At 58.3% G+C, this 13,824-nt stretch carries 10 protein-coding genes; 8 read left to right on the top strand and 2 right to left on the bottom strand.

Annotated features, from left to right (window positions below):
- Positions 1–63: 63 nt before the first annotated feature.
- Positions 64–3,174: an Ig-like domain-containing protein gene (locus CT676_RS17500; RefSeq protein WP_135215031.1), complete on the bottom strand. Its 3,111-nt coding sequence runs from the start codon at positions 3,172–3,174 to the stop codon at positions 64–66.
- A gap of 1,580 nt (positions 3,175–4,754) precedes the next feature.
- A complete protein-coding gene (locus tag CT676_RS17505) occupies positions 4,755–5,663 on the bottom strand; it encodes a class I SAM-dependent methyltransferase (protein WP_135215032.1) in 909 nt (302 codons plus the stop codon).
- Between the two features lie 237 nt (positions 5,664–5,900).
- Here CT676_RS17505 and CT676_RS17510 point away from each other — a divergent pair, with 237 nt between their 5' ends.
- The 8 genes from CT676_RS17510 to CT676_RS17545 all read left to right on the top strand — a co-directional run bounded on the left by CT676_RS17510 (position 5,901) and on the right by CT676_RS17545 (position 13,779).
- A complete protein-coding gene (locus tag CT676_RS17510; protein ID WP_135215033.1) occupies positions 5,901–6,764 on the top strand; it encodes a glycosyltransferase family 2 protein in 864 nt (287 codons plus the stop codon).
- A 440-nt stretch (positions 6,765–7,204) separates the two neighbouring features.
- Positions 7,205–7,711, top strand: coding sequence for a UDP-N-acetylglucosamine--LPS N-acetylglucosamine transferase (locus CT676_RS17515; protein ID WP_135215034.1), 507 nt, complete (start codon positions 7,205–7,207; stop codon positions 7,709–7,711).
- Complete coding sequence (locus CT676_RS17520) at positions 7,708–8,214, top strand: glycosyltransferase (protein ID WP_135215035.1); 507 nt, start codon at positions 7,708–7,710, stop codon at positions 8,212–8,214. The genes CT676_RS17515 and CT676_RS17520 overlap by 4 nt, the downstream gene beginning before the upstream one ends.
- A gap of 14 nt (positions 8,215–8,228) precedes the next feature.
- Positions 8,229–9,272 carry a glycosyltransferase family 2 protein gene (locus CT676_RS17525; protein ID WP_135215036.1) on the top strand — a complete coding sequence of 348 codons (1,044 nt, stop codon included), beginning with the start codon at positions 8,229–8,231 and terminating at the stop codon, positions 9,270–9,272.
- A 139-nt stretch (positions 9,273–9,411) separates the two neighbouring features.
- Entirely contained in the window at positions 9,412–10,461 is a 1,050-nt protein-coding gene (locus CT676_RS17530) for a Gfo/Idh/MocA family oxidoreductase (RefSeq protein WP_135215050.1), read from the top strand.
- 34 nt (positions 10,462–10,495) lie between these two features.
- The gene (locus CT676_RS17535) at positions 10,496–11,998 is read left to right on the top strand and encodes an oligosaccharide flippase family protein (protein WP_135215037.1); all 1,503 of its coding nucleotides are present in this window, start codon (positions 10,496–10,498) and stop codon (positions 11,996–11,998) included.
- A gap of 30 nt (positions 11,999–12,028) precedes the next feature.
- Positions 12,029–12,547, top strand: coding sequence for an acyltransferase (locus tag CT676_RS17540; protein WP_135215038.1), 519 nt, complete (start codon positions 12,029–12,031; stop codon positions 12,545–12,547).
- Positions 12,548–12,669: 122 nt separating this feature from the next.
- Positions 12,670–13,779 carry a DegT/DnrJ/EryC1/StrS family aminotransferase gene (locus CT676_RS17545; protein ID WP_135215039.1) on the top strand — a complete coding sequence of 370 codons (1,110 nt, stop codon included), beginning with the start codon at positions 12,670–12,672 and terminating at the stop codon, positions 13,777–13,779.
- Positions 13,780–13,824 lie beyond the last annotated feature (45 nt).

A 13,824-nucleotide genomic window follows, 5' to 3' on the forward strand; every position in this document is an offset into this window, starting at 1 on the left:
ATGCACCGCGGAGCCGAGGGCTCCGCGGTATTGAATGTACTTCGCCTTATGGCGCCCCTTCGCTTACGCGAAATGGAAGTCGTGGCTTTGCAGTGAACCGAGCTTGACGTTCTTCAGCGTGAGCGAGTCATCTCCATTCGCAATGACAACGTCCTGCCCAACCTGCGAGGCGTGGTTAAGAACGCTCGCAAAGTCGCTGAACGCACTCTTGCTGAACTGGACCGTGTCGTGCGAACGCCCGTAAGAATTGAAGTCCTTGATGACATCCTTACCGAAATTCGCATCGAATACGAAGGTATCCGGATGACCGTTGCCGACGAAGATGTCGTCACCGGTTGTACCAGTCAGCGTGTTGCCCTTGCTTGAGCCGAGGATTGCACTCGCCGAGCTCGTTCCGGTCACTTGACCACTGCTGTTGACCTCCTGAGCCTTGAACGTATGCACCTGGTCCGACAGGCCGGTCGCCTTGTAAGTCCAGTCGCCGTCACCATCGGCCTTGACGGTACCGATGATTTTGTTGCCGTCAAGAATCTTGACCTGACTGTAAGCGTCCGCCGTACCCTTGATGAACGCATTCGTGCTGTAGTAGCCGAATCCGGTGATGTCGATCGGCGACGAGTGCCCACTCACCGTGACGCCCTTAGCCGTAGAAGAGCCGCTGGTATTGCCGGCGACGTCAATAGCCTTGGCCGTGAAGCTATGGCTGCCATCGTCAAGGTGGCCGGTGTCATAGCTCCAGCTGCCATTGTTGCCGGCGGTTGCCGTTCCGATCTGCTTGGCGCCATCGAAAATGGCGACCTTGCTGTTTGCCTCCGCGGTCCCCTTGACGATCAGGTCGTCGAGCGCGGTCGTGCCGCTGACGGCCGAACCGCCCTGCGTGTAGAGCCCTACGCTCGGCGCGACCGGCGCATGGGTGTCGATCTTGACGTCGAGGGCAGCAGACGCCGCGCTGGCTTTCCCCGACGCGTCGGTGCCGGTGGCGGTGAAGTGGTGATCGCCATCGTTTAGCGCCGCCGTGGTCACGCTCCAGTTGCCATTGCCGTCAGCCTTGATGCTTCCGACCTGGGTCGTGCCGTCGAACACCTTGACAGTGGCATTGGCCACAGCCGTGCCTTTCAGTGTCAGCGTGTTGTCGTTGGTGATGTTGTCGCCGACCGTCCCGCTGTCGTTCGAGAAGGAGGCAATCTTAGGCGCCGTGGGAGACGGCGGTGTCGGGGTGCTGATCACCGGCTTAACTGATTGCGAGGCGGCACTTGCATTGCCTGCAACATCCGTCGCTGTTGCAGTAAGTGTATGGGTACCGTTCGACAGGCTGTTGGTGGTGATGCTCCAGCTTCCATTTGTCCCCGCCGTACCTGTCCCGACCAGAGTCGATCCATCATACACCGTGATGGAGCTGCCCGCCTCGGCGGTGCCGGACAACAGCACGTGGTTGGTATCGACCACGGAGTTCGCCTTCAACACCGGCGCGGTCGGCGCCGTGGTATCGATCGTGACGGCAAGCACCGCAGACGTTGGACTTGCGGTTGCCGCTGCTGCAGCAGCAGCGGTGCTGCTGGTCGAAGCCGTGGCCGTGAAACTGTGGGCTCCGTCCTTCAGCGCCGCGGTGGTCAGGCTCCAATTGCCACTGGCGTCGGCTTTGACGCTCCCGACCTGAGTGTTGCCGTCGAACACCGTGATGGTGGCGTTGGCCGCGCCTGTGCCCTTCAGTGTCAGCGTGTTGTCGTTGGTGACGTTGTCCCCGGCCTTGCCGCTGTCATTCGAGAAGGAGACGATCGTCGGCGTAGCCGGCGGTGGCGTCGTCGCCCCGCCGATCACCGGATTTGCCGACTGCGATGCAGCACTGACATTGCCGGCGGCGTCCGTGGCCTTCGCCGTCAGGGTGTGAGATCCGGTCGACAGGGCACTGGTGGTGATGCTCCAGCTACCATTCGCTCCCGTCGTGGCCGTACCGACCAGGTTCGCCCCATCATAGACGTTGATGGCGCTGCCCGCCTCGGCGGTGCCGGACAACTGTACCTTGTTCGTCTCGACAACCGTGTTGCTTTTCAGCACCGGGGCAGTCGGCGCAACATTATCGACCGTTACCGTGAGCGCAGCGGATGCGGCGCTGGTCTGACCGCTGGCACTGGTGGCCGTCGCTTTCAGCACGTGCTGGGCGTTGGTCAGTACCGCCGTAATATACTCCCAGCTCCCGCTCGCATTAGCAGTCGCCGTGCCGATCTGGGTCGAGCCGTCGTAGATCTTGATCGCGCTGTTTGCCGCAGCCGTACCCTTCAGCTGGAGCGTTGTGTCGCTGGTGATGCCGTCGCCGACTTTTCCCGTGTCGTTCGAAAACGAAGCGATCGCCGGCGCGTCTGGAGTCGCAGGCGGGGTTGGCGGGGTCGTGGGCGTCCCTGAGAGTGTGTTGTTCGTCGTTACGAGCTTGCCGGTGGCGTAATCAACGTTGTTCGTCCACACCGGATTAGTATCTACGATGCTGCTCCAATACCAAAAGCCTTTGCCAAGTACATTGTTCGTGACTTGAGCGTTGGTAATTTGACCGGAGAAGCCGGCTTTTTCTTCAACGTAGATGGTGGCAGCCGCGTTGTTCTGCCCGAGAAGCAAGTTGCCATCGACCTTGATGTTGTCTATCGGCCCGAAGGCATTTTGAATGATGATGCACGACGTATCACGTCCGAGCACCGTATTCCCGCTTATAAGAACGTTGTTGAATCCGCCCTGGGCCTGGATGCCGTCATAGTGACCCGCGCTTCCGCCAGACGCATTCAGGTCGTGGATGTAGTTGCCCTTGATGACGACATTGCTGCCCTCAACGTTGATGCCATTTTCAACGTTGTAGATGTTGTTATTGGCGAACGTTCCCTGGCCACCAATGCCTGTCTGGCCTTGCGGTCCGTTGCCGGTGCCATTGATTTCGCAGTTTTCAACTACCGCACCCGACACTCCGCTCTTGATATTGACCACGTTGTAGCCGGTGGACGTGATGCTGCAGTCCTTGATCGTGACATTGTCGGCGTTGATATAAACCGTGCCGGTGATCTTGAGGCCTGAGATGACCGTTCCCGGTGTGTTGATGGTAATGTCCCCATTATAGGGATTGAGGGTTACCCCTGGCGGCACACCGGTAGTGGTGGCGTCGGGATAAACAACTCCGTTGAACGTGTAAGCCAAAGCGCCTCTCCTTAATTTAGCTGCTTGCGTCTATTCGGCATGAGCGCAACTTGTCCCCGCACTCATGCCGACCGGTTCTGGACAACCGTGACGTCGACGTAATGGTCGAACGCGGACGGCTTTTTTGGGACCAGACGTGGGCCTAGCTGCGGTCATTTCCGTTCGCTTCGATCCCTTTGCCTGCCGTCGCGGCCTCGAAAACGCGTTATCTCGCACAGCTAAACCCCAGAAATACCTGGGTTTGCGTGAACTACGGGAATTGTGGAGAGCCAGTCACGCACGAACAGCCACCGTGACTGCGACGCTACATTCGAAAGACAAGACTCTTGGCTGCGACATTAGAATATCAAGATTCTCGCGACTGAGTAAAGCTGACTTCTTTGATGCGTGCGACATCCGCCGATCCGATGCGACGCACCATAAGAGACGCGCTTTAATAATCGCCTTGCGGGATATTTATCATTTTATTTCATCGACGGATTGGGCGGGACCAAGATGGACTTGGTGAACAGCGCGTAACTTGGATCCACGATTTAATATGCGCGACAAACCACAGATGGATTGAAACAGGACCGATTGCGGAAATTACGCAGCGCGACGGGTGCCCGTCCGGCAAGTGCACAGGACAAACGGGTCGCCCCGACACTTGCGGCCTATTGCCAGAGATGCCGCAGCCCAAAGATTCGGGGCAGGAAGGCGCAATCTAACCATCGAATATATGATCTTGCGCATCTTATTATTTGACCCGCGACCAAACGACACTCGGGCCATCGCAAGAGAGGGCCAAGCCCATCTATTCTTGCCCGACGCATATTATATTATGAATCAAGTTTTGATTATTATAAGCGATAGAGAACATATATCCGGGCCGACATCATGACTCTGATCATCATCCCAGCACATAATGCGGGTGATTGCGCGGAAGTTGAATACATGGCTCGGCAGCGGCGCCCCCGATGAGATGGAGGTGGTGGTCGCATGCAACGGCTGCACCGATGATACGGCAATCATCGTTCGACCGCGCCGGGGCACGGTCGTTGTTTGCAATGAGCGTTCTAATGAACTGCAACTGTCGCTCGCCGCATCGGCCCAACAGTTCGCCTATCGAGGCCGAACTCGCGAGTAAGACTCATGCTTTGAACATTGGAGATGAGCTCTCCAGCAGCTTTCCGCGGATCTATGTTGATAACGATAAGCACCGTGTCCATTCCAAGCCTAGCCGACCTCAGGCATCAACGAGAGCAATCGGCCCGAAAAACTCGCCGCCTAACGCCGCCTCCGGCCACAAGCCGTCGGCACAGTGGGGCCCGAATACCACTTCCGATACGCCAGGTATTTAGTCCCGGCATTTTCTGGAGCGGATTGAGTTTGAATCGTTGTGGCTGGGGAGTCCTGCATTTTTGCGGATGTATTCGTAAGGCGTGAGGCCATTCAGGCTCTTCAGCCGCCGGGCGCAAGTGCAGGCGCTGATGAAGTCGGCAAGGTGAGCTTCGAGCTAATCGTGTCTATCGTCGGAGCCGACGGCATGGATCTAGTCACGGGGCGTGCTTGCTCTTAATTCGCTGGATGGCAAGACCGATCTATGTTGGCTTGCGACCCATCAAGTGAAAGACAGTTACGCCAAGATCAGATGGCGGCAACCGTTTGAAACGGTTCGCTATCTTTAGGGAAGAAACGTCGACGCGCGCGATTGGCTGACACTCGACCTCGAAACCGGCCTCCTCTAACAGGTGGGCCCACTCGCTCATCTGGATTCGGTTCACATATTGCACGTCATTTGCGAAGAACAGGCTCCAGACGGTATCATCGTATCGTAGATAATTCTTACTGTTTACGTGCTTGTCATAGATGGTCAGGTGGTCCGACGGAACGACCTGATGCGCGCTGACACCGCCCGGCTTAAGCATCCTGAAATGCTCCCGACACATCTGCGGGATCGCGGGTGCCGGAATGTGCTCCAAGACATCGCTGCTGAAAATCGCATCCAACTCGCCATCGCCAATAGCGGCGTACGCATTCTCGACGCCGATGACGTAGCGAAAGCCGAGCAGATCATAAACTTCGTCAAACGATTTGCACTCAGCGACGCTCCCGAGCACGTCCCTGGCGCGTCGCTTTTGGTCCTCACTGCGCTGAGTCTCGTTAAGCCGCCGGCCAAGCTCGGCAGCATAGGCCCTGAACCCGCCTAATTGGCGATTGTCCCAAACATCCATCAAGACGATCTCGACGTCATAGAAGCATCGCAGGAAGAGAGCTTCCCAATGGACCCAGCCCGTCCCAATTTCCATCAGACGCAAGCCATCGCGGATCGCACCAAAGCGCTCCAGCTGAGCGAGATTTTGGTCCGCGCGGGAAAGGTAGTGTGCCGGCAAGCCCCGTTCACGCGCGCGACCACCCAGGTTATTCCCCAGGGTGCGATAAAGGCGCTTAGTCGCCCCATTGAGCGAGAATACCTTCAGTGCCTGCGCAGCCAATACGTATTGGAGCATTGTCTCTTTCTTTCGAACGCTCGCCGAATGGCGGAATAGCTGAATGGCTGAATATATTCAGTACTTGATAACAGAATCTGATTTAAATTTCAAATTAATCAATTATATTGTGTCGGCTCGATCATCGTCTGCGGCCTATTGGGCCGAAACCCTGGCACGGTGAAGTATGCGATTTGCAATGGCCCGGGTCTCATTTATTCAAGTTCAGGCACGGCGATTCATTCTGGCCGAGCGGTCATGATTTCGATAGTCGTCCCAGCGCATAACGAAAGCACGGTGATTGCACGAACCTTGAAACCGTGGGTCACCGGCTCGGGTTCTGAGGACATCAGCGCAGTTGTTGTCTGCAACGGGTGCACAGACGATACGGCGAGCATCGCTCGCCGTATCGGTCCAACCGTTCGCGTGGTCGAAACCGAGATTGCAAGCAAGATCCACGCACTGAACCTTGGCGACCAAATTTCCAACATCTTCCCGCGGATTTACGTCGACGCCGATATCGTCATTACTATCGATGCTGTTCGGGCGCTGGCGGACCGGCTCAGGCGGGGCGACGTGCTGGCCGTAGCACCGACGCCCGATATCGACCTGACCGGCTGCTCCCGGCTGGTCCGTCTGTATTTTTCCATTCGAGACCGCCTGCCCTCGGCGCGCGAAGGCTTTGGCGGATCTGGCGTCTACGCGCTGTCCGAAGCCGGGCGCAGACGGTTCTCTCAATTCCCGGATGTTATTGCCGACGACACCTTCGTTCGCCTCCAGTTTAGGCCGGACGAGCGTGAGACGCTTACGACGATTAAATCCAAGGTATTCCCGGCCCGCACCATCGGCCAGCTGATCGCCGTAAGGACGCGCGCTCACGCCGGCACAGCCGAGGTTATCCGTCGCTTTCCGGAGCTTACCGGCAACAGGGGCGAGACTAACAGCCGAACGCTGCTAGGATTGTTCGCAAACCCCCTTCTCTGGCCCGGGCTATCGGTCTTCTGCTATGTAAACATTGTCGCCCGTTACAGGGCAAAGGCGCGCTCCCGCGCGAGAACCGCCGTCTGGCAACGCGATGAGAGTTCTCGCGCTGCGTTGTCAGCAGATGCGTCCAAAAAATGACGCGCTGTCAATTGCGCTCGCAATCGCGTCGACTTGGGAAGTCGTTCGAGCGTAACGGCAGTCTGGCGGGCATGTCCGCGATCGAACGGAGGGAGTGCGGTCGCCCCGTCCAAATCGCATCCACGACGAGCGGCCAAATGGGTTGCCTCCAGCGCCCACCTCTTTCCATGCCAGCCAACCGTAAGCTTGAGCGGCGACCGCCCTCCCCCTGAAATCTCGCTCGCGATAGCTGGCCGAGGCGAAATGGACGCGCGGCCCCACCCGACGCCCACGCCCTGGCGGCGGCCGTCCTGGTCGCCGGCGCCCGATCGCCTCATTTAACCCTGTTATTAATTTCGAATAAATCGCTTCCTTTTCGGTATTTAATATATTAAATATGCGTTATAAGGATTATCTGGCGCGGCAGCACCTACTTCGGCTTTAGGGTTCGAGGGGAAATAATGCTCCAAAGCAACGGGCTACAGAACGATCAAATACGCGCACTTGCAACGCACAGCGCCCGTCCGAAGGTGCTGGCGGTTGCTTCGGGCGGCGGCCACTGGGTTCAGTTGATGCGCATCAGACACGCGTTTGAGGGATGCGAGGTCAGCTACGTCACCGTTCACGACTCGTATCGCGCACAAGTGCCAGGTCACAATTTTTATGTGGTCAACGATGCCAACCGCTGGAGCAAGATTGCGCTGATGAAGACAGCGGCACGGCTCAGCTCAGTCGTTTGGAGGGAGCGCCCCGATATCGTGGTCTCTACGGGCGCTGCTCCCGGATATCTGGCACTTCGGCTCGGACGGCTGTTGGGCGCACGCACCGTTTGGCTCGACAGCATTGCCAATGTCGAACAGCTTTCAATGTCCGGAGCATGGGTCGGTCACTCAGCAGACCTCTGGCTGACGCAGTGGCCGCATCTGGCACGCCCCGAAGGCCCCCACTACGCGGGATCGGTGCTATGATTTTTGTGACAGTCGGTACGCAGGGACATTTTGACCGGCTGGTACGGACCGTCGACGAATGGGCCGGTATGCGCGGAAAGCCCGACGTATTCGCTCAAATCGGGCCGTCAGATTATCGCTACGAGAATATCAGCGCTGAACGCTTCATCGATCCCGGCGAGTTTCGGAGGCGTGTTGAGTCGGCAAGCCTGGTCATCGCGCACGCCGGCATGGGCTCCATCATCACCGCCCTCGAGCTGGGAAAGCGAATCCTGGTCATGCCGCGACGGGCAAGCCTGGGCGAGCACCGGAACGATCATCAGGTCGCAACCGCAACGCGATTCTCCGAACAAGGCCGAATCGAAGTCGCGTTCGACGAACAGGAGCTGTCACTCAAGCTGGATCAACTGGAAGTCTCTTGCGACCAAGATCGGCTCGATCCACAGGCGTCGTCGCACCTGATCGGGGCAATCCGGACATTCATCGAGACGGGGCATGTTCGTCTCGACGGGGATGCGCTTTAGCGCAGGTGAATGATATGGAGTCTCAAGCCCAATCGGTTGTGCCGAGCCGCCAGCTGCGCAGCGATAGTTGCGGCGATTTGCGTCAATTACGGACGGTCTCGGCACCTCGCGTCAGTGAGACAGACGTCGCAGTTGTCATCGTGAGCTGGAATACTCGCGACATCCTAAGAGGCTGCCTACGCTCCGTCTTTGAGCAGACGCAGCGTGTTTCCTTTCGAGTGTTCGTCATAGACAACAACAGCCAAGACGGCTCTGCCGACATGGTCCGCGCCGAATTTCCGGACGTGACCTTGATCGCAAACGCAGAAAATCGTGGCTTTGCTGCAGCCTGCAACCAGGGCATGCAGCTTGCTTCGGCACGATATACCCTCCTGCTAAATCCGGATACGGTCGTACTCGACGACGCCATCTCCCACAGCGTTCGTTACGCCGATCTCCATCTCGATGTAGGTGTTGTCGGATGTCAGGTGCTCGAGGCCGAAGATCGAATCACGCCGACGGGCTTTTCATTCCCAAGTCCCTTCAACCTTTTCCTTGCGCTCTCGGGGTTGTCGCGGGCTTTCCCGCGCTCGCGTCTGTTCGGCCGGCCAGAGTTTAGCTGGTGGGACCGCCGGAGCGAGCGAGACGTCGATGTCGTCACGGGCATGTTCATGCTGGTGCGTCGCGAAGCGATCGCGCAGGTCGGACTGATGGACGAGGCCTACTTTGTTTATTCGGAGGAAGCGGACTGGTGCTATCGGTTTGCGCAGGCCGGCTGGCGGCGCGTATTCACGCCTAGCGCCCGCATTGTTCATCTTGACGGAGGTGCCAAGAGCACCAAGCAAGCCAGCAAAAAGATGTTCGTCCAGCTACAGAAGAGCGCGATGATCTATCATCGCAAGAACCTCGGATTGGCGTCGTGGTGGTTGCTCAAACTGATCTACATCGCATCGAACTTCGTTCGCATGATTGCGTGGTTCGTCTTGTCCGTCGTCAAGCGCGATAATGGTAGCTGGCACAAATCGGCGGCAGCGAAAGCAGCGCTCGTATTCCACTTCACCGGGAGCGAGCCAAAATGATTGCCCAAGCTTCTTTTTTACCGAGGCTTGTCGTGGCGGGAAGCGAGCTCGATCGCGTTTTCTACCTCAGTCGAACAGTACGAGCGAAAACTCCGCACTCTTGGATCTTTTCACACATCGAATATTAAGGGGCCTGCAAATGATTGGAATCGGCATTGTCGGATATGGATACTGGGGACCGAATCTCGTCCGCAATTTCGCGAGCAACGAGTCGTCGTGCGTTGTCAGCGTCAGCGATCTTGACGCAGAAAAGCTGGCTACCTGCGCGCGCCGCCACCCCGAAATCACCACGACGTCGGATTTCAGCGAGCTTCTGCGTAATCCGGAGATCGACGCCATAGCGGTCGCAACGCCCGTTCATACTCACTATGAGCTGGCCCTGGCAGCGTTGAAAGCAGGAAAGCATGTGCTGGTCGAGAAACCGCTTGCCCCGACGTCCGACCAGGTGCGTCACCTCGTCGACGAGGCCGATCGGCGTGGCCTGACTCTGATGGTGGACCACACCTTCCTCTATACCCCGGCGGTGCAGAAGATCCGCGAGCTCCTGCAGCAAGACCAGCTCGGAGAGATTTTCTATTACGACAGCACGCGATCGAGCCTCGGCCTGTTCCAGAGCGACGTGAACGTGATCTGGGACCTGGCGGTTCACGACCTCTCAATCATCCAATATCTCCTCGAAGAGGATCCGGTTGCGGTTTCGGCGACGGGGTCGTGCCATGTGGCCGGCTCGCCCGAGAACATGGCGCACATCACGTTGTTCTTCGAGAGCAAGTGCGTTGCGCATGTCAGCGTCAACTGGCTTTCCCCAGTCAAGGTGCGTCAGACCTTCATCGGCGGCAGCAAGAAGATGATCGCCTATAACGACCTCGAGCCCACCGAGAAGATCAAGGTCTACGACAAGGGCATCACGCTGAACCCGCAAGCCGAGAATACGCATCAATTCCGGATCGGATATCGGGCCGGCGACATGTGGGCGCCCAATATCTCCACGAAGGAGGCGCTGCTAACGGAGGTCCAGCACTTCGTCGAATGCGTGACCACCGGCGCCTCGCCGGTTTCCAATGGCTTGTCGGGCCTGCGGGTCATTGAGGTGCTGGAGGCGGCATCGCGTTCGATCGCCGATCACGGCCGGCCGGTCCGGCTGAAGCAGCCGCGGAGGATTCCGGAGCACGTCAGGGCGATTGCCTGAGGCAGGTGCCGGCCTATAGCTGCGAAGGCTCGCGATGAACGCTGTGCAACGTTCGATTTTCTTTTCGGCGCTCGAGCGTTACGCGAGCCTGCTGCTGTTCCTTGTCTCGATTGGCATTTTGTCGAGACTGCTGACTCCCAAGGAGTTCGGCATTTATGCAGTCGTCCTCGCAATCACGTCGGTGTTCTCGACCTCTTCCCAGGAATTCGGCGGCGCCAACTATCTCATTCAGAAAGCATCCCTGTCGGAAGTTAACGTCAGGACCGCCTTTACCATCACATTTGGCTTGTCCGTCGCGATCGGGCTTCTTCTCTATCTGCTGGGTGGCGTTGTCGGATCGACGCTCGGCGCTCAGGGACCCGCGACTGGTATCGCCGTTGCCGTCCTCAATTTCATCGTTACCCCGTTCTCGACGACGATCATCGCGCTGTATCGTCGGGACATGCAGTTCGGCGTCGTCGCGGCCAGCAATCTTGCCTGCAATTTCACGATGGTCTGCGTATCAATCGCGCTCGCGAAGATGGGCTATAGCTATCTTGCGCCGATCTGGGGAATGATCGCCGGAAGTGTGGTCCAGACGGTCTATCTGATGGGCAACCGACGAGATCTACGCATTTTCCGGCCGTCGTTGCAGGGCTACCCCGAGGTCGTCAGGTTCGGCCTCTATTCAAGCGGCGTAGTCCTCATCAACGTGTTCTATAGTTCAGCACCGCAGTTGTTCCTTGCCCGGATGCTGGATTTCACGACTGTCGGCCTTTACAGCCGCGCCTGCACCCTGACCCAGGTGTTCGACAAGCTCGTGATCCAGGTAATCAGCCCTGTGATCATGCCGGCCATCTTTGCCCAGACCAAAGCCGGCGCAGACCTCAAACGCCTCTATCTCCACGCGACCTCGCTTCTGACTGTCCTGTATTGGCCGTTTCTGATCTTCATGGCTCTGATGGCGAAACCAATCATTCTCGTCTGGCTCGGCCCATCCTGGTTGGAGGTGGTTCCGCTGGTCCGCCTGCTCTGCATCGCTCAGCTTTCGCTGTTCGCTGCCTGCCTCACATACCCCGTCCTGGTTGCCGCGGGCAGCGTCCGCGACACGCTGCTGTCGTCGCTGATCTCGCTGCCGCCGTCGCTCCTGATCATCTTTATCGCATCGTTCTTTGGCGTCGAAGCCGTGGCGGGATCGGCAATGCTGACATTGCCATTCCAGGCCGCCGTGGCAATCTCCTTTGTCAGTCGACATCTCGATCTGCGGTTCACCGATTTCGTTCATGCGCTGCGCAAGAGCGGCATGGTCGCCCTCTGCTGCTGCGCAACGGTCGCGATCTGCGCAGCGCTGGTCGAGCACGGCCTGATTGGACCAGTGGCGGGCATTTTCGTAGCCTGCGGGGCAGTCGCAGCGATGTGGCTCGCCGCCCTGTTCGCGGTACAGCATCCGCTGCTGCCGGAGCTGAAGGCACCCGTTTCCCGCTTGGTGTCCACCGCCTGGCGCTCCACTGGCCGGGTCCCGGTCCCGGTGGCCCAGGGAGACCGCGATGTATGCTAAGACTTTCGTGTAGCGTTTGGAGAAGCTGCGATGCCTATTGCAAAAGATGTACAGCTCGGTCGTGACGTACGGATATTCCATCCGGATCTTGTTAACCTCTACGGCTGCTCGATCGGGGACGAGACCAGGCTCGGCACATTTGTCGAGGTGCAGGCCGAAGCGAAAATCGGTGCCCGGTGCAAGATCTCATCGCACAGTTTCATCTGCTCAGGCGTGAGCATCGCGGACGAGGTGTTCATCGGGCACGGCGTCATGTTCACCAACGACAAGTATCCGAGGGCGACAACGGCAGATGGCCGGCCACAGGGCGCGGCCGATTGGACCGTCGAACCGACCCGTGTCGGCAAGGGAGCGTCGATCGGCTCCAATGCGACAATCCTGTGCGGCATAACCATTGGAGCCGGCGCCATTGTCGGTGCCGGTGCAGTGGTGACAAAGGATGTTCCGGCCGGCGCGACCGTGGCGGGCGTGCCCGCTCGCATCGTCCCCAGCTCCAAGGCAGGCCCTCTGATCGAGGCGGCGCGCCTCGCCGGTGCCGGTTACCAATAAATCGTTCTCCCGCGAACAACGATACATTTTATTTGTTTCTCGATTGATTTAATTATATTCATCCATTTAAATTTATAATAGACGCGGCCAGATCGGACGCCTGACAGTTAGGGATCAAGACATTGATACCGTTTTTGGATTTGAAAGCTCAGTATCGCCAAATCAAGCCGGAAGTCGATGCCGCGGTCGCGCGTGCGATCGAGAGCACGCAATTCGTGTTGGGCCCGGAAGTGACGGCCTTCGAAAAGCGTTTTGCCGACTATTGCAGCACCAGTCATTGCAGCGCGGTCAGTAGCGGCACCTCGGCACTGCATCTGGCCCTGCTCGCGGCCGGTGTTGGCCCCGGCGACGAGGTCATTACCGTGTCGATGACCTTCGTCGCGACGACCGCGGCGGTGCTGTACAGCGGCGCTAAGCCGGTCTTCGTCGACGTCGACCCAGTTACCTGGACAATGGATCCAGCCCTGATCGAGGCCGCGATCACGCCACGGACCAAGGCGATCCTGCCGGTTCATCTGCACGGCTTGATGGCCGACATGGATCCGATCATGGAGATCGCGCGGCGTCGCGGGCTGATCGTGATCGAGGACGCAGCTCAGGCTCATGGCGCCGAATACAAGGGACGGCGCGCAGGGTCGATCGGTGATTTCGGCTGCTTCAGCTTTTATCCAGGCAAGAATCTCGGAGCTTATGGCGAAGGCGGCGCGATTGTGACGAGTCAGCCGGAGCTCGCGCGGAAGGTTTCGCTGTTGCGCGATTGGGGACAGGAAGCCAAGTACAATCACGTCGTCGCGGGCTACAATTATCGCATGGACGGCATCCAGGGCGCGGTGCTGAACGTGAAGATGAACTACATCGAATCCTGGACCGAATCGCGCCGATCGCTGGCCGTACAGTATGATCGTCTCACGGCGAAGCTTCCTATTGCGAGGCCGCGGCCGCCCGAGCACAGCCGACATGTCTACCACGTCTATGCGGTTGGCCTGCCCCGTCGCGACGAGGTGCTGAGCGCGCTCCAGGAAGCCGGCATCGGCGTGGGCATTCATTATCCCGTGCCAGTCCATCTGCAGAAGGCGTACGCCAATCTCGACTATCGCACCGGCGATTTTCCGGTCACCGAAAGTTTGGCCAATCGTTTCCTCTCGCTTCCGATCTTTCCGGAGCTGCACTTGGAACAAGTGAACGAAGTGGCAGCAGCGTTGGAGAAATCCGCATTCGTCGATGCCGCCTAGGCTCGGCGAATGACCGGCTTCATTAGGGCCGTTTTCGGCTTGGCT

It is taken from the genome of Bradyrhizobium sp. MOS001, assembly GCF_004634465.1.
GTDB classification, from domain to species: Bacteria; Pseudomonadota; Alphaproteobacteria; order Rhizobiales; family Xanthobacteraceae; genus Bradyrhizobium; species Bradyrhizobium barranii.